Origin of the sequence: Acinetobacter sp. YH12235, assembly GCF_013417705.1 — a bacterium.
Classification (GTDB): Bacteria; Pseudomonadota; Gammaproteobacteria; order Pseudomonadales; family Moraxellaceae; genus Acinetobacter.
On sequence record NZ_VPDL01000001.1, the window covers coordinates 162,046 to 177,635 of the forward strand.

Below are 15,590 nucleotides of genomic sequence, written 5' to 3' on the forward strand. Positions count from 1 at the left end.
GGCCATCAGAATCATATGCGTCAATTGCAGCTAGATATAGAACCTCAACTCGATGCTCGAATTAGTGATTTTTCGGGCCCGGGATGGGGGCATGTAATTGATGCAGTCCGACAGCTGCATGCAGGCCTAATCAGCCGCTTTTATGTGTATGGCGGAGCTGGAACAGGGAAAAGTCACTTACTCTCTGCCATTTGTGATTCTTATCTGGAAATCGGTAAGACTGCTATACAGGTGTCTTTGCTGGAGCTTCTGGATGCGCCTACTGAAGCGATTACTTCGCTGGACCGGTTTGACCTGATCGCACTGGATGATATTGAAGCCATTAGTGGGGTTCCACACTGGCAACGCGCCGTTTTTCACTTGATTAATTATAATGATGAAGGCGGTGGTCAGCTGGTATTTTCTTCCCGTTTTGCACCCATTGAGTTAAAGCTTGAATTGCCCGATTTGCAGTCCCGACTCACGCAGGCAGTTAGTGTCCGTGTCCCAAATGGCAGTCTTTATGCGGACCGATTTGCCTTGGTGTCCTCGGTATTGGACCGACGTGGTATTCATCTTGACCCACAGATTTTTGATTATTTGCTAAATCACGGACCACATCAAACTTCCGTGCTTCTACAAACATTAGAACAGATTATTCAATTACTTAAAGGCGAAAAGCTGAAGGTCAGCAATGCTAACCTGCGGCAGATTTATGCATTAATTGATGAATATCGTTAAATTATAAAACATCTTGAGTAATTACTCAGTCTATGCGAAAGTAAGGCAAAATAATTCGCTGTTGCAAGGAAGATGCAACTTTAGAAGAAAAAGAAAGAAATAAAAAATTAAGGAGAAGGGTATGCTCAAGAAGAGCATAGGCATGGCTTTGCTATGTATGGCGGGGCAGGCATATAGTGCAGAAATTATTGTAACTACCACAGAAGATATTGAAAAAGATGACAAGGAATGTTCACTTCGAGAAGCTGTTGAATATGTGAATCGTGGCCTGGCTAAAGAAGGTTATATGGGCTGTGGTGGCGAAAATGCTATTGGCACCATTATCTTAAAAGAAAAAACGACCTATGTACTGAATAAGCATATCCCGATCAAGAAATCAGTAACGATTAAATCTATCGCAGAAGTAGATGGTGAATTTAGTAGTACCGATAAGGTAATGGGGTTATATAACGCTCATATTCAAATGAAAGGGACAGATAATCTCTTCCGTATTAGCAATGATGAAGAGCTGATTCAAGTCAATTTAAAAGAACTCGACCTTGAAGGTTGCGGTAAAAGCAGCTGTGCCGAACAAGGTGGCCTAATTCATAATAAAGGTAAATTGGTGATTGATTACAGCCGCTTATACAAGGGAGCTGCGAGTCAAGGTGGTGCCATTTATAATGTGGGGAAATTTGGCCAGAATCTGATTGCTTTTGCCGAAATAAAAACCAGCCTGATTGAAAATAATCAGGCGCAACAGGGTGGCATACTCTATAGCCAGCTTCCATACTTTCTGGTTTATCAAAGCGTTTTAAAGAATAACCAGACGCTGAATAATAATGCTACCAATATTTATACAGCGGGCCAAGTCGATAATCCTGCCGATATTCAATCCATTAATGCTGAAGTCCTAAGCAGTACCCTGTTAAAAAATAAGGGAGCACTGATCAATGTGATTGATGGGGTGGGAATCAACAACCTGACTATAGTGGATAATACAGGTACAGCACTACGTATTAGTGCCCCGAATGGTAAAGCCTATGTGGCGAACAGTATTATTTTAAGAAATGGTACGCAGGATTGTCAGATTGAAACTACGGATAAAAGTACGATTCACAATAACCTGGTAACAGCATCTTGTGGTACAGGTGATGCTGCGTATCCAAACCAGATCTGGACAGGTACTCGCTTGTTTGCAGAGGCTTCAGATCAAAGTGAAGGTGTCTGTCTAAATTTAAAACAAAATAGCGATGCTATTCTATGTCCTTATAGCGTTCCTAAAGATCAGTTCTTGGGCTATCTACGTCCTCGTATCCTGTTGAATTATAATCAGGTTAGTGATTCACCGATTGTAAATAGAGGGACTAGCTACAATAGCAGCAATCCTTCAGTCAGCTGTGAGGCGTCAGACCAACGCGGTGTAGACCGTTTACTGGATAACTTATTTTGTGACCGTGGTGCGATTGAAATTACAGTTCCAACATCTACCAGTCTGGTTGGACAGGATCTTCTAAAAGGAGAGACTGCAAAGTTTTCAATTGAATCTGCTTTAGGAGATAGTGATTTAATTCCTAAAGAGCAATGCAATAACATTATTGGAGAGAATCCAAAGGGTGAGCCTTGGCAAGATGGCTGCTTACAGGTTATCCAAACCAAAACTGTTTCCAAGGGCAAAACAGTCATTGATATTGATGGGAATGTTGTTTATACCCCAGATTCACAATGGCATGGTGCTGACATTTTTGAAATTCAGGTAGTTACTTCATCTACACGATTTAATAAGTCCAAACCTTATCTGGTTTTAAGTACCCAGATTGTACAGGAACCTAAAAATGAAATGAAAGACAAGTCTGTGAAAACCTCTGGTGGGGCATGGGGAATCGCTGGCTTAATGGGCTTGATAGGGTTGATCGGCCTACGTCGCAGATTAAAAGATTAAGGAAAAATCATGAAAAATTATAAAAAAGGACTGCTTGCAGCCATGATTTTATCTGCCATGAGTTTAATGGCAGCCGAAGATAAAACCATATATGTCACTACATTTGCTGACGAGGACGGGGAAAATACCAATGCCTGTTCCTTGCGTGAAGCCATTAAGACAGCCAAGCTGGATAAATCCTATGGAGGATGCAATGTTGGCCGTACATTGCGTAATGATGGTTCCGCTCCAGATGTCATCCAACTCGAAGCTGGGGAATACAAACTCAATAGTGAAATTATTGTTGAATCCCATGTCAATATTTTGGGAAAATCACCCTTCAATTATACTCAAAGAAGCCCTATTACCTTTTTATATCCAACACGTGAGGCTTTAACAACCACCATTTCAGGCCAAGGGAAAACTCGCTTATTTAATACGGTCGCTAGCCAAGCCAGCATGGTGGTAAATGGTGTCATCCTGAAAGATGGTTATGCTGCAAAAACCAGTCTGGATAAAGGTAATGGTGGAACATTTTATGTCGCCGGTCCTCTAAGCCTCGTGAATAGTGAAATTGTAAATTCACGAGCGGCTGCAGAAGGGGGAGCAATTTATGCAGTAGCGATGAATAATGAAAAAGTTATCAGGATTCAGGATTCCTTAATTCATCAGAATAAAGCAGCTACATATGGCAGTGTCTTGGCTATGGATTGTGTGGGGAATTTGGGCAGTACAGAGACCAAGCTAGAAATTAGCGCAAGCAGCATTGTCAAAAATGGTTCTACTGATACGGCCAGTATTCTGGACTTTTGTGGTTATGCCAAAGCTGATATTAGTAACTCTACAATTGCAAAAAATACGACCAGTGCCACAGGTCATATTTTCCGAATGGCCAATGAAATCAGCCGTCCATTAAGTTCTTTCTTCACTTTTAGTGCTATTAATAACACGATTGTCGAAAATACTGCTCGCTCAACCATCTTTTATGACAATACTGGTAATTCGAGTCTGGCTTATAATGTATTAGCATTTAATCAGGGATTGTCTTGTGAATATGCCTTGAATGGTGGGAATCCAAGTAAAGAACAGGATGTAGATTTATTTACTGCTTATAATGCGATTCATACAAGTGGTTCCTCACGCTGTATATTACCTGAACTGGCAGAAAACAGTGTTTCAACGAATATTGATGTATCCAGTAATCAGATCACAGATCTGTTAACTGCTTATATCGAACCTTCTGTAAATAACCGTTATTTAGGGATGTATTATCCTATTGATCGACAATCGAATACGGATCTGGTCAATATCGGTACAGAAAGTTGTGAAGAAACTGATCAGCGTGGAATTGAGCGGTTGACTAAGGCAACCTTATTATTTAATCCGGACGCAAAAAATTCCTGTGAAATTGGGTCGGTAGAAATCCGGCGCTTAACTGCAGCAGATATTTCTGGCCTAAAAAATAGTTCTTTAACAGAGTTGCTGGATTATTATCAGGAAAATATTGATGATATTAATTCTATTCTGGCCGATAAGAATACAAAACCTGAGGAAATACAGGGCTTAAAGGAAGAGCTAAAAGAATATGAGGATCTTTTAAAATATACCAAGCAATACCAGAAATATCGTGCCATATACGTTAATCCATTTAGTTTGGTCATGCCTCAAGAAACTTTAAATAATACTCAAGTACAAGCTAAAGCATTAAATTCACAAAATTATGAAATTACAGTGCAATCTTTAGGTGTAGGGTCTTTATCTGGATCAGGCAGTTCATTAATTGTTCAAGGTGCGCCGAATGACCCAAATTTAAAATGTGAATGGAAGCCTGACTTAAACCGTATCATGATGTATCGTACTGATGGCAAAGTAACCAGTCTCTCGGATACGGAGTATTGCCGTTATACAATTAAAGACAAGCAGACAGGTGCCAGCAGTACAGGTATTTTGCAGGGCGCATTTGTAAATATTAAACCGATTGTAAAAAATGATGAATATAGAATTAGCGCAGAGAACAATCTGACCGTAACTGTGAATCCATTAGAGAATGACAGCGATGATGGTGATGGTCCACGGATGAATGGCAAGGCTGCTTTCTATCGTGATAAAGATGGTCGTGAGATTCCAATTCGCATTGTCAAGCTTCCTGCCGGAGTAAACCTTTCCGCAGAGCGAGAAGGACCATGCCCAGGAAATTTTGCAGGTGAAACCTGCTATGGTGGAAAATTAACCTTTAGTGTGAAAAATACTTTTAGTCAGTCAGATTATGATATGCAGTATCATGTTTTTGATGCAGATGAGTTGATGTCAGATACAGCTAGAATTAACTTAAAAAATACGGCTAAAAATACCAATACATCATCAAGTGGTGGTGGTTCATTTGGAATTTGGGGATTGTTCGGATTATTAGGTCTGGCAGGATATCGCCGAGTTAGAAAATAATTGCAGTATGAAAAAAAGCCTCCAGATGGAGGCTTTTTTTAACTACAATTAATGAGTTTTAGGTTGAGTGAGTTGCTGGTATTTCTGGATATATTCTTCACGGATCGCCAGTCGTTCTTCTGGTGTTGCTTTTTGCATCCGTGCCCCTAACTCCTTACGTTCCTGGCTGCTCATCATTTGCCAGGTTTCACGCATACGCTGCTTTTCAGCTTCAGGAAGCTGGGTGAACCAATCCATGCGTTGCTGTAAATTAATACGTTGCTGTTCAGGCATTTCTTTTAAGGACTGATAACGTTTAATTAATGCCAGTTGCTCGGAATCAGAAAGTGTATCCCAGGTTTCGTTGACCTGCGTATTGGCATCTTTGGAAAAAATCCAAAAACGTTCAAATCCCGCAAAGCTGGTTTGCAGGAAGCTGAATGCACAAAATGCAATTGCTAATCTTTTAGCTGCCATGTGGAACTTTGTCCTCACCTAAAACCATTAACATTTCCAGATCTTCAAGCATCTGTGGGGAGAGTTTGGGGGTAGATACTGCCTGAGTCTGAGGTTCGTTATGGCTGACAATATTCGGTAGCACTACCACGCCAGCAATCGCAGCAGCCAGAGCAAAGCCAGACATTTTTAGAAATGCAAAGCGTGAATGTTGTGCGTCCTGAATATGCTCCAGCACATGATTCATCACCACCGGTTTATCCTTGTGGTGCTGTGCCAGTCCATCAAGTTTGGAAGTTACTTGCTTTAAGAAATCATCTTGCTTCATTCGGATGATCCTCCCAGATATGGATTTAAGTGTGCTAGAGAGGCACGTAGACCTTGAATAGCACGGTGATAATGGGTTTTCACACTGCCTTCTGTACAGTTCATAATTTGCGCTGTAGTTTGAGTATCAAAGCCTTCCCAGGCTCTGAGCATAAATGCTTGCTGCTGACGCACAGGTAATTTGGCAATCGCCTCCTGAATTTCTTCAGCAGTTACTGCCTGATCCAGAAATTCTAAAGGTGAGGGCGTAGATTCATCTACCAGATTGTCAAATTCGACTTCGTCGTCATCAAGGCTGACTTTTTTGAAAAAGGAAAAGGGCTGGTTGCGACGTGCTTCTTTACGACGCCAATCCTGTAATTTGTTATTCAGAATCGTATAGAACAGGGGATACCACTCTTCAGTGCTTTTCTCTGCATAAGATTTATGCAAAGCAATAAAAGCTTCCTGAACCAGATCCATTGCGATCCCATGTTGTCCTTGAGTCGCACTTTCCATCATCACCAAAGCACGCCCGGTCACGTCCTGCATGAAATTTTTCAGGCGAGACTCAGCGGTACTCTTTAGAATACTCGCATCTTGTGACTGCAACGGTTTCGGTGCTAAATCCATAGAGATGGAAAATCCTGTCATTGGATACCCACCATTATTCCCAAGTTCATGTGCATATAACGTTGGGAATAACGATTTGGTTGACAATAAAACTTATTATTTTTGTAGTGTAATCTATTTTATAAATACACTGACTGTAATTAAAACAATGTAACCTAAATACCGTATTAAATACGTTGACGCACCATCTCAAAGAAACAGATAGAGCCTGCAATGGCAACATTCAGGGATTCCTGTCCACCTGGCTGTGGAATAGTCACCGCTTCGGCATGTTGCAGGGCATAGTCAGATACGCCTTGACCTTCATTGCCCAGAATCCAGACGCAGGCTTTACGCAAGTCTTTACTGTACAGGCTGCTAGAGCGATGTGAGCTGGTGACATATACCGGAATCTTGAATTGCGGTAAAAGATCTTCCAGTGCGATATTTTCAAAAGTTTGCAAAGAAAAATGCGCGCCCATACCCGCACGTAATACCCGTGGTGACCAAAGAGATGCTGAACCCTTAGTACAAATGACCTGATCAATACCGGCAGCTGCTGCTGAACGTAGCAGGGTGCCAACATTACCGGGATCCTGCACATTTTCAAGGATCAGAGTGTCAGCCGTAAAATCAAGTGCCTGGCTTGAGCTTGGAATATCGACAATCGCCATACATGCAATCGAAGTGCCTAAGGTACTCAGGTCCTTATAAAGCGATTCACCAATGACAAAGACCACACCGGTATATTTGTTTAAAATAATGTCGAAATCAGGATGCGCTAAAGCATGTTCAGTCGTGAAGATCGAATTGATTTTCTTGTTTTCATGTAACCATGCAAGACACAGGTGCGTGCCTTCAAGCACAGTCTGTCCTTGTTTTTTTCGATAAGAATTCTGTTCAATTAAACCGCGTAAGTGTTTAATTTTAGGATTGTCTTTGGATTCAAGGAAGATGGTTGGCATAAGAAGAAAGTCCACGGCAGTCAATCAAAGATCAACTGCCGTTTAAAAATTAGTGGTGGTAGCTGGTCACAAGCTCAACTTCATTTTTTGAGCCAATGATGACAGGAACACGTTGATGCAGATTTGTAGGTTCGATTTCAAGAATGCGGACACGACCAGTCGTTGATGCACCGCCAGCCTGTTCCATCAGCATACTCATTGGATTGGCTTCATACATTAAACGTAAACGACCTGCTTTAGTTGGGTCTTTTAAGTCGTATGGGTACATGAAGATCCCGCTACGGCACAGAATACGGTGAATATCGCCGACCATACAAGCGACCCAGCGCATATTGAAATCTTTGGCGCGAGGACCTGTTTTACCTGCCAGCAATTCATCGATATAACGCTGTACAGGTGCTTCCCAGTGACGTTGGTTTGATGCATTGATTGCATATTCTTTAGTATCAGCAGCTACCTGAATCGCTTCAGAAGTCAACAGAAACTCTTGAGTTTCAGGATCGAAAGTGAAGAATACCACACCGGCACCCACAGTCAGTGCCATCATGGTTGATGGGCCATACAGCACATAACCAGCAGCAACCTGATTGACACCAGCCTGCATGAAGTCTTCTGCCTGAGTTACACTATTTTTTGCAGGAAGAATTGAAAAGATGGTACCCACACACATGTTGATATCAATATTGCTTGAACCATCAAGTGGATCGAACAATACTAGATATTGACCATTTTCCTGAGCTGAAGTGAATTCATCCAGTTCTTCAGACGCTAAACCGCCTACATGTGGATGTACTTTTAATGCATCAATCAGATAATCATTAGAAATCACGTCCAGTTTCTTTTGCTCTTCGCCTTGAACATTTTCATGCTGAGCACTACCTAATACACCCGCTAGAGCACCTTTTTGCAGGAGTTGGTCAATACGCTTGCAGGTATTTCCAATTGTTTCAATTACTTGTGCAAGTTCAGGTGTGAGGTTCCCGCTTTGTTGTTGTAGGAATTGGGATAAGGTGCGGTATGACATAAGGGAAAAACTCCAAGACTTATAATCGGGGGAAAAAGATCAAAACGATATACGGCTATATTTTAGAGGAGAACGTCCGAAAAGGACAATTAAACTGAATTATTTGTTGTGATTTTGCCCTTGCAACTCCTGTGGAAAGTGCTATGTTGAATCAAAGGAAAAAATGATCATAGGAGCACAGAGATGACAACATTAAAGTTTGATGCGACTCCAACGCCGAGCGAAGCGATTAATCTCGATGAAATTTCTGAAGACAAGATGAAAGAAGCGTGGAAGGATTACGAAGCAAAACCTGAATATAAAAAATTCAATAAACACGACATGATTGAATCCATGCAAACTGCAGAAGAAGGTGAAGGCAAAGAGTAATTTTATTCTTTGATCTTTCAAATATCCCTCTAATAAAAAAGCACTCGATTGAGTGCTTTTTTATGAATGATGTATTATTTAAATGATCACTTATTTTAGTAGTGGTGGAACAGCTTCGTAGTTGATTTCTACACGGCGGTTTTCTTTCCACGCACTTTCATCATGGCCAGGATTAACTGGCATTTCTTTACCATAGCTCACTGCTTCAAGTTGGCCTGCATTTACACCAGAAGTGATCAGGAAACTTTCTACTGCTTTGGCACGACGTTCACCAAGCGCCATGTTGTATTCACGTGTACCGCGTTCATCTGTATGGCCTGTCAGAGCTACACGAGAATTGGCATTTGCCATCAGGAACTGGGCATGTGCTTGCAGAGTACGGATATCGTCATTGCTCAGTTCACTGCTGTCATAGTCAAAGTGAACTACACGTTTAGCTAAATAAGCCTTATTTTCCGCAGTTACACCTTTAGCAGATGCACCGGCCATATTTTGAGCACTTAAAGCTGCATCTTCACTTAGACCTTCAGTGTTTACAGTGGTGGTGCCACTGGTATCCAGGTTGCCAGTTTGGACTTCAGCTGCTGGTTTACGGCTGGCACAACCAGTCATTACGACTGCAGCTGCAAGTAAAGGAAGTGCAAATAATTTTACTTTGTTCATTCTTCATCTCCATGAAGGTTGATTATGGGGTAAAGCATTTATAAATATTGAACTATTATTTTGGTGCCCAAGCAGGTTCGCGGACTTCACCTGTTTCACTTGGCAAATTCATGCGGAACCGGCCATCGAGAGACATAATGGATAACAATCCACGGTTACCTTCGCGAGTGGCATAGACCACCATCTGACCATTTGGCGAGAAGCTAGGTGATTCATCCAGGCTGGTTGGCGTCAGGATATTGGTCACACCTGAGCTAATATCTTGTACAGCCACTTTATAGTTACTGCCACTTGGACGATGAACCAATGCAAGTTTCTTACCATCTGCACTTAAGGTCGCGCGGGCATTAAATGCGCCACGGAAAGTCAGACGTTTAGTACTTTCATTATTGAAATCATAGCGGTAAATCTGCGGAGAACCACCACGATCTGAAGTAAAGATAAATGATTTTCCATCTGGTGCATAACGTGCTTCTGTATCAATTGCGCTATCGTTGGTCATGCGTTTTAACTGACGTGTTTCCAGATTCATCTGATAGATTTCCGGGTTACCGTGCATAGACGCAGTGAACAGCATGCTCTTGCCATCTGGAGAGAAGCTTGGTGCACCGTTTAATCCACGGAAGCTGGCCAGCTTTTCACGTTGACCAGTCGCCAGATCCTGTACATAAATGGCCGGACGTTTGGTTTCAAAAGATACATATGCAATTTTTTTCGCGTCCGGTGTCCAGGCAGGTGACAGGATTGGATCACGCGAAGTCAAAATGGTCTTTGGCTGTTCACCATCCGTATCGGCAATCTGTAAGGTATAACGCTGATCAGGCGTTGCCGGATTACGTAACACATAAGCAATACGGCCGGTGAAGTCTCCCGGAATACCGGTTAATGCCTGATAGATGGCATCACTGATCATATGGGCTGCCTGACGGGTACGTGAAGCAGGAACAGTCAGCAACTCATTCAGTAAGTATTGACGTTTTTCGACATCATACAATTGATACTGAATGCTATAAGAACCATCAGGATTGGTCTTGGATGAACCAGTCACCACATAAGGTACGCCTGCAGCTGCCCAAGCTTCAGCATTTGGCGAATTTAGTTGTGCTGTAGCAGGTAAATTCTTCGAGGCACTGGCAAATTTACCAGAACGATTCAGGTCATTTTCCACCACCGGATAAATACTCTGATCCTGGCTAAAAGGCACAATGGCAATTTTAGGAGCAGCTTCAGGAGCTTTGGTAATTTCCAGATGCAGTTGGGCCTGAGACTGGGTCGCAGTGACCGCACCCAAAGTGGTCATGATTGCAAGGCAGAGTAGGTGTTTGCGTGTCTTTTCCATCATTCGTTATTTACTCAAATCAACGGAGTTATTTATAAGTGATTGGGCTACATCATCGCATGGATTTATGCGAAATAGACCACGAATTTATCATCAAACTGTTATATCACTATGGGGAGTGATTATTATTTAATCTGTTTCAATTGAAGTTTAACTCAAAAAAACAGCCATAACACTTTTTCTTTATTATGGCTGTTTTTCATTAATGAGCTGTAAAGGTTGAAGTAAAACTTCGTGCTTCACGGCGTGCATCCGGATCTGAAGGCATTGGATAAGGTGCAGCAGCACGTACTGCCGCTTCTACACTGGCTTTCATATCTGGATCACTGGCACTCACCACCACAGAAACCACAGAACCACTATCGCTCAAAGTGACCCGAGCAGTCGCTTTCTGGCCTGAGGAGCCCACTGGGGTATCCCATGCACGTCTGATTTTATTTTCGAAATCACGTTTTGCAGTAGAGGCAATTCGCTTAGATTCCGCTTTTTTCTGTGCAGCTTCTTCAGCAGCCTGTTTGGCTGCAGAGGCTTTGGCATCAGCTTCTGCTTTGGCTTTCGCATCTGCATCTGCTTTAGCCTTTGCCGCAGCCTCAGCTTTATGTTTAGCATCCGCCTCTGCTTTAGCTTTTGCAGCGGCATCAGCTTTATGCTTGGCATCAGCATCCGCTTTGGCCTTCGCAGCGGCATCAGCTTTACGTTTAGCTTCGGCCTCTGCTTTAGCTTTCGCCGCAGCGTCAGCTTTGTGCTTGGCATCTGCTTCCGCTTTAGCCTTCGCAGCCGCGTCAGCTTTACGTTTAGCTTCAGCCTCTGCTTTGGCTTTTGCCGCAGCGTCAGCTTTATGTTTAGCATCCGCCTCTGCTTTAGCTTTTGCAGCCGCATCGGCTTTACGTTTAGCTTCGGCATCTGCCTTGGCTTTTGCCGCAGCATCCGCTTTTGCCTTGGCTTGAGCCTCTGCTTTTTGCTTGGCGGCTAAATCAGCCTTTTTCTGCGCTTCAAGTTTGGCTTTTTGCGCAGCATCGGCTTTACGCTGTGCTTCTACTTCCGCCTTACGCGCTGCTTCAGCTTCGGCTTTAGATTTTTGTGCAGCCTCTGCTTTGGCTTTGGCAGCAGCCTGTTTTGCCTGTTCGGCGGCTTCAGCACGTTTTGCTGCTTCGGCTGCTTGCTGGGCGGCTTTGGCTTGAGCAAGCTCTGCCGCTTTGGCTTCTTGCTGAGCTTTTTGAATATCGATCTGTGGGGGTGCTGGTGCAGGCTGCGGTGCCGGAGGTGTCGGTGCAGCTGCCGTTGGCACTACAGGTGCAGGCTCTACACTCGGTTCAGCAGTTTGGGTAATTTCTTCTGCAATATTTTCATGTGCAGTTTCTTCAAACTCAGTTTCTTCACGAGTCACCGGCTTGAGGTCTTCAGGTTTAATTAAGACCGTTTTAATCTGTTTTGGCGGTTCAGGTGGCTTACTCATGCCCAGAAAAAGCAGGCCCACCAAAGCAACTGCATGGATTCCTAACGTAAACCCAATCGCAATTGCTTTCTTCTGAAACGGTGGTTTCTGATAATTTTTCATACTTTATTCTAATGGCTTGGTCAGTAAACCCACTTGGGACAAACCCGCATCCTGCAGGCTTGACATTAAGGCCATCACATCGCCATAAGGGCGGGTGGTATGACCATTGATCACGACATTGAGGACCTTGTTTTCACTTTCCGCAGTGCTTTGCGCTTCTATCAAAGTCTGCGTCAAAGCCTCTAGGGTGACAGGACCTGTGGTCTGATTTTTATATTCCAGAAAATAAGTACCATCTTCTTTTAAAGTGACGATCGTAGGCGCATCTTTGGATTCGATTGGTAAGCCATTGGCTTGCGGCAAATCGACCTTGATGCCACTGGTAATCATTGGGGCAGTCACCATGAAAATGACCAGAAGTACCAGCATCACATCGATGTATGGCACCACATTCATGTCACTTTTCAGTGGTTTTTTAATACGCTCGAAGCGTCCTGAACGTTGAATGGCCATTAGTCATTGTCCTGCGTAGCGCCCACAGATTGACGTTGCAGCAGAGCCACCATTTCTTCAGCGAACAGAGCACGGTCAGAGTACAGTGCTTCACCTTTAGATGTGAAATGGTTAAAGGCTAAAACCGCAGGAATTGCAGCAAATAAACCAATCGCCGTTGCAATCAGGGCCTCTGCAATACCAGGTGCGACAGTGGCCAAAGTAACCTGATCGACATCTGCCAGACCAATAAAGGCATTCATGATGCCCCAGACGGTACCAAACAGACCGACATAAGGAGCGACTGAACCAATACTGGCCAGCGCACCCAAGCCTTGTTCCAGATGCCCCTGATCACGACTTAAACCTACACGCAGAATACGCTCAGTACCTTCAATTGACTGGGCAGTTGGAGCATGGCGTTTTTTAAGTTTAAGGAACTCGCCCAGACCCTGATAGAAGATATCTTCCAGACCAGTACGTTTGGAATTGAGCTGGGCATTGTTATAAAGCGTCTTGAGTTCGGCACCTGACCAGAAAATTTTCTGGAAATGATTGTCATCAGCCTGAGCTTTTTTATAGCTCATGGTTAACTTGGCAATCAGGTACCAGCTGTACAACGAGGCTAACAGGAGAGAAAGCATCACCAGTTGTACGACAGGGCTTGCTTGTAAAATAAGATCTGAGACTTGAAGAGATGATTCTAACTGAGTTGCCATAGCTGTTACGTGTGCCAAATAATTTTTTTAGTCTTGTTCCAATTCTTTATGAATCAGTTCGCGGATTTCATCAGGAAGACGACGTGGTTTCATGTCTGCACTAATACATGCCAACTCGACCTCACCAGATGCAAGCATGATTTCACCACGATAAATATTTTGTTGCAATACAAATGATGAAGCTTTACATGAAATGACACGTGCAGTCACGGTAATCAGGTCATCCATGAGGATTGGGCGCATATATTTGACGTTAATTTTGTGCACAACAAAGTTATAGTCGGATTGATGCCAGTAGTGACTCACTCCGGAAGCACGTAACCATTCAGTACGGGTACGTTCCATATAGCGAATATGGTTAGCGTGGTAGACAATGCCACCCGCATCAGTATCTTCAATATAGACGCGGATATTGAATTCAAAGTGATTCGCCATAGTTTTGTTCCATGCAGATTTTACGAAATTATTGCTTGTTTTTGGAGGCTGGAGCAGGCTTAGAATTTGCCTTATTCATTCCAAAAGTCAAGCAATTTAGCGCGTCAAAGTTTAGCACTGTGAGCTTTGAGACCAATGGCACAAGATGTCAAATCTGGATGGAGTAGGGGCTAAGCCAGTACGGAACGACCAATTGCTTATTAATACGGCGAAGTAAAAGCATGAATGAGACCAGTCACTCATGCTGGAGGAACTAAGAATCAGCTTTTGTTATTTTGCTTCCAGCTCATTTGTACCTGATTGGCTACTTTTGGATAATCCAGTATAAAACGGACATGACTTTCTACGCCGGTTTTTAAAGTCGCATCATCGGCTATAAAATTCGGGTTATGGTTCGGTGCTGCTTTGGCTGAGTCTTGATCTGCTGGCGTTGCACCGACGAAGATAAACAATGATGGCATCAGCTTGCCATAATAAGCGAAGTCTTCACTGGCACTGGCATTGTTATCGAGTAGATGCAGTTTATCTTCACCATTCACCTTAGCTAGAGTCGGACGCATCAACTCGGTCAAGGTTTTATCATTGGTAGTAACAGGTGCATAGGGCGCAATTTCTACTTTGACTTTGACATCATTGGCTGCGGCATTGTGTTCCAGCATTTCCGGCAAGTCTTTTAAAATGCCTTGACGGACATCTTCACTGTTAGAACGAATCGTACCGACCATATTCACCTGATTAGGAATCACATTTCCTGTGGTACCACCCTGAATACTTCCAATACTGACCACGCCCATGCCTTTGGTCAGATCTGCTTTGCGGCTCACCAGACTTTGTAAATTATTAATCATCTGTGCAGAAGCATAAATTGGATCGCGACCTGCCCAAGGCATTGAACCATGTACCTGATGGCCATCTACCTGTATACGTAAATGATCCGCGCTATTGAGAATTGCACCATCTTTATAGAAAATATTGCCGCTTGGCATACCCGCCATCACATGCATTCCAAAAATCACTTCAGGCTGAGGATTCTTGAGTGCGCCATCAGCCAGCATTTTACGTGAGCCGATCTGATCACCTTGACTAAAGTTATCAATATCTGCACCGCCTTCTTCTGCTGGCTGGAATACAAAAACTACGGTTCCGGCAATCTTATCTTTATTGGTAGCGAGCACTTTGGCTGCACCTAATAGCATTGCAGTATGCGCATCATGACCGCAGGCATGCATCACATAAGTTTCCTTGCCTTGATAAATACCTTTCTGCTTGCTGGCAAAAGGTACAGCTGCCGTTTCCTGAATGGGCAAGGCATCCATATCTGCACGTAATGCCATGACGGGGCCAGGTTTTGAACCTTTTAGAACGCCGATCACACCTGTTTTGGCATAGCCTTTACGTACTTCAATACCATAGGACTTTAATTCTTTTTGTACTAATTCCGAGGTTTTGAATTCCATATTGCCCAGTTCAGGATATTGGTGAATATGCTGGCGTAGTTTGATGGTATGCGCTTCGGCTGCTTTAACAGAATCATCTACCCAATCTGCTAAAGCCAGTTGACTGCAAAATAAAAGAGGGAGACAAAATGAAAGCGTCTTATGCATGTTCATATCAGGGAGAACCTTAAAAATCTGAATAGAGTTAAAGAGATGCCTGAGCATTACATAATGC

At 43.2% G+C, this 15,590-nt stretch carries 16 protein-coding genes; 4 read left to right on the forward strand and 12 right to left on the reverse strand.

Annotation, left to right across the window (positions count from 1 at the left end):
* The first annotated feature begins 15 nt into the window (after nt 1–15).
* From hda to FTV13_RS00820, 3 genes are all read left to right on the forward strand, one after another.
* Nucleotides 16–720 (forward strand): DnaA regulatory inactivator Hda, encoded by a 705-nt coding sequence (hda, locus tag FTV13_RS00810; protein WP_159124042.1) that lies wholly within the window; start codon nt 16–18, stop codon nt 718–720.
* A 121-nt stretch (nt 721–841) separates the two neighbouring features.
* Nucleotides 842–2,641, forward strand: a complete 1,800-nt coding sequence (rbtA, locus tag FTV13_RS00815) for a rhombotarget A (protein ID WP_159124041.1) — start codon at nt 842–844, stop codon at nt 2,639–2,641.
* 9 nt (nt 2,642–2,650) lie between these two features.
* The gene (locus FTV13_RS00820; protein WP_180010674.1) at nt 2,651–5,062 is read left to right on the forward strand and encodes a CSLREA domain-containing protein; all 2,412 of its coding nucleotides are present in this window, start codon (nt 2,651–2,653) and stop codon (nt 5,060–5,062) included.
* 48 nt (nt 5,063–5,110) lie between these two features.
* On the opposite strand, the gene FTV13_RS00825 is transcribed toward FTV13_RS00820, so the two are convergent.
* The 5 genes from FTV13_RS00825 to FTV13_RS00845 all read right to left on the reverse strand — a co-directional run bounded on the left by FTV13_RS00825 (nt 5,111) and on the right by FTV13_RS00845 (nt 8,404).
* The gene (locus tag FTV13_RS00825) at nt 5,111–5,518 is read right to left on the reverse strand and encodes a DUF3106 domain-containing protein (protein WP_159124038.1); all 408 of its coding nucleotides are present in this window, start codon (nt 5,516–5,518) and stop codon (nt 5,111–5,113) included.
* On the reverse strand, nt 5,508–5,825 hold the full coding sequence (locus FTV13_RS00830) for a hypothetical protein (RefSeq protein ID WP_004784617.1): 318 nt from the start codon (nt 5,823–5,825) through the stop codon (nt 5,508–5,510). Before FTV13_RS00830 ends, FTV13_RS00825 begins: the two co-directional genes overlap by 11 nt.
* Nucleotides 5,822–6,436 carry an RNA polymerase sigma factor gene (locus FTV13_RS00835; RefSeq protein WP_159124054.1) on the reverse strand — a complete coding sequence of 205 codons (615 nt, stop codon included), beginning with the start codon at nt 6,434–6,436 and terminating at the stop codon, nt 5,822–5,824. Before FTV13_RS00835 ends, FTV13_RS00830 begins: the two co-directional genes overlap by 4 nt.
* Nucleotides 6,437–6,603: 167 nt before the next feature.
* Nucleotides 6,604–7,380, reverse strand: a complete 777-nt coding sequence (locus tag FTV13_RS00840; RefSeq protein ID WP_159124036.1) for an RNA methyltransferase — start codon at nt 7,378–7,380, stop codon at nt 6,604–6,606.
* Nucleotides 7,381–7,429: 49 nt separating this feature from the next.
* Nucleotides 7,430–8,404, reverse strand: a complete 975-nt coding sequence (locus FTV13_RS00845) for a class 1 fructose-bisphosphatase (protein ID WP_159124035.1) — start codon at nt 8,402–8,404, stop codon at nt 7,430–7,432.
* Nucleotides 8,405–8,587: 183 nt separating this feature from the next.
* Between FTV13_RS00845 and FTV13_RS00850 the strand changes: the two genes are divergently transcribed.
* Entirely contained in the window at nt 8,588–8,773 is a 186-nt protein-coding gene (locus tag FTV13_RS00850) for an NF038105 family protein (RefSeq protein ID WP_159124034.1), read from the forward strand.
* A gap of 90 nt (nt 8,774–8,863) precedes the next feature.
* Here FTV13_RS00850 and pal read toward each other — a convergent pair whose 3' ends face one another.
* From pal to FTV13_RS00885, 7 genes are all read right to left on the reverse strand, one after another.
* The gene (gene pal / locus FTV13_RS00855; protein WP_159124033.1) at nt 8,864–9,436 is read right to left on the reverse strand and encodes a peptidoglycan-associated lipoprotein Pal; all 573 of its coding nucleotides are present in this window, start codon (nt 9,434–9,436) and stop codon (nt 8,864–8,866) included.
* 55 nt (nt 9,437–9,491) lie between these two features.
* Nucleotides 9,492–10,775 (reverse strand): Tol-Pal system beta propeller repeat protein TolB, encoded by a 1,284-nt coding sequence (gene tolB / locus FTV13_RS00860; RefSeq protein WP_175968221.1) that lies wholly within the window; start codon nt 10,773–10,775, stop codon nt 9,492–9,494.
* 202 nt (nt 10,776–10,977) lie between these two features.
* Nucleotides 10,978–12,333 carry a cell envelope integrity protein TolA gene (tolA, locus tag FTV13_RS00865; RefSeq protein WP_180010676.1) on the reverse strand — a complete coding sequence of 452 codons (1,356 nt, stop codon included), beginning with the start codon at nt 12,331–12,333 and terminating at the stop codon, nt 10,978–10,980.
* A 3-nt stretch (nt 12,334–12,336) separates the two neighbouring features.
* Complete coding sequence (gene tolR / locus FTV13_RS00870; RefSeq protein ID WP_159124030.1) at nt 12,337–12,786, reverse strand: protein TolR; 450 nt, start codon at nt 12,784–12,786, stop codon at nt 12,337–12,339.
* Nucleotides 12,786–13,484, reverse strand: a complete 699-nt coding sequence (gene tolQ / locus FTV13_RS00875) for a protein TolQ (protein WP_179992679.1) — start codon at nt 13,482–13,484, stop codon at nt 12,786–12,788. Before tolQ ends, tolR begins: the two co-directional genes overlap by 1 nt.
* Nucleotides 13,485–13,511: 27 nt before the next feature.
* Nucleotides 13,512–13,919, reverse strand: coding sequence for a tol-pal system-associated acyl-CoA thioesterase (gene ybgC / locus FTV13_RS00880; RefSeq protein WP_034170923.1), 408 nt, complete (start codon nt 13,917–13,919; stop codon nt 13,512–13,514).
* Nucleotides 13,920–14,179: 260 nt separating this feature from the next.
* Nucleotides 14,180–15,529: an amidohydrolase gene (locus tag FTV13_RS00885; RefSeq protein ID WP_373684852.1), complete on the reverse strand. Its 1,350-nt coding sequence runs from the start codon at nt 15,527–15,529 to the stop codon at nt 14,180–14,182.
* Between the last annotated feature and the right edge of the window lie 61 nt (nt 15,530–15,590).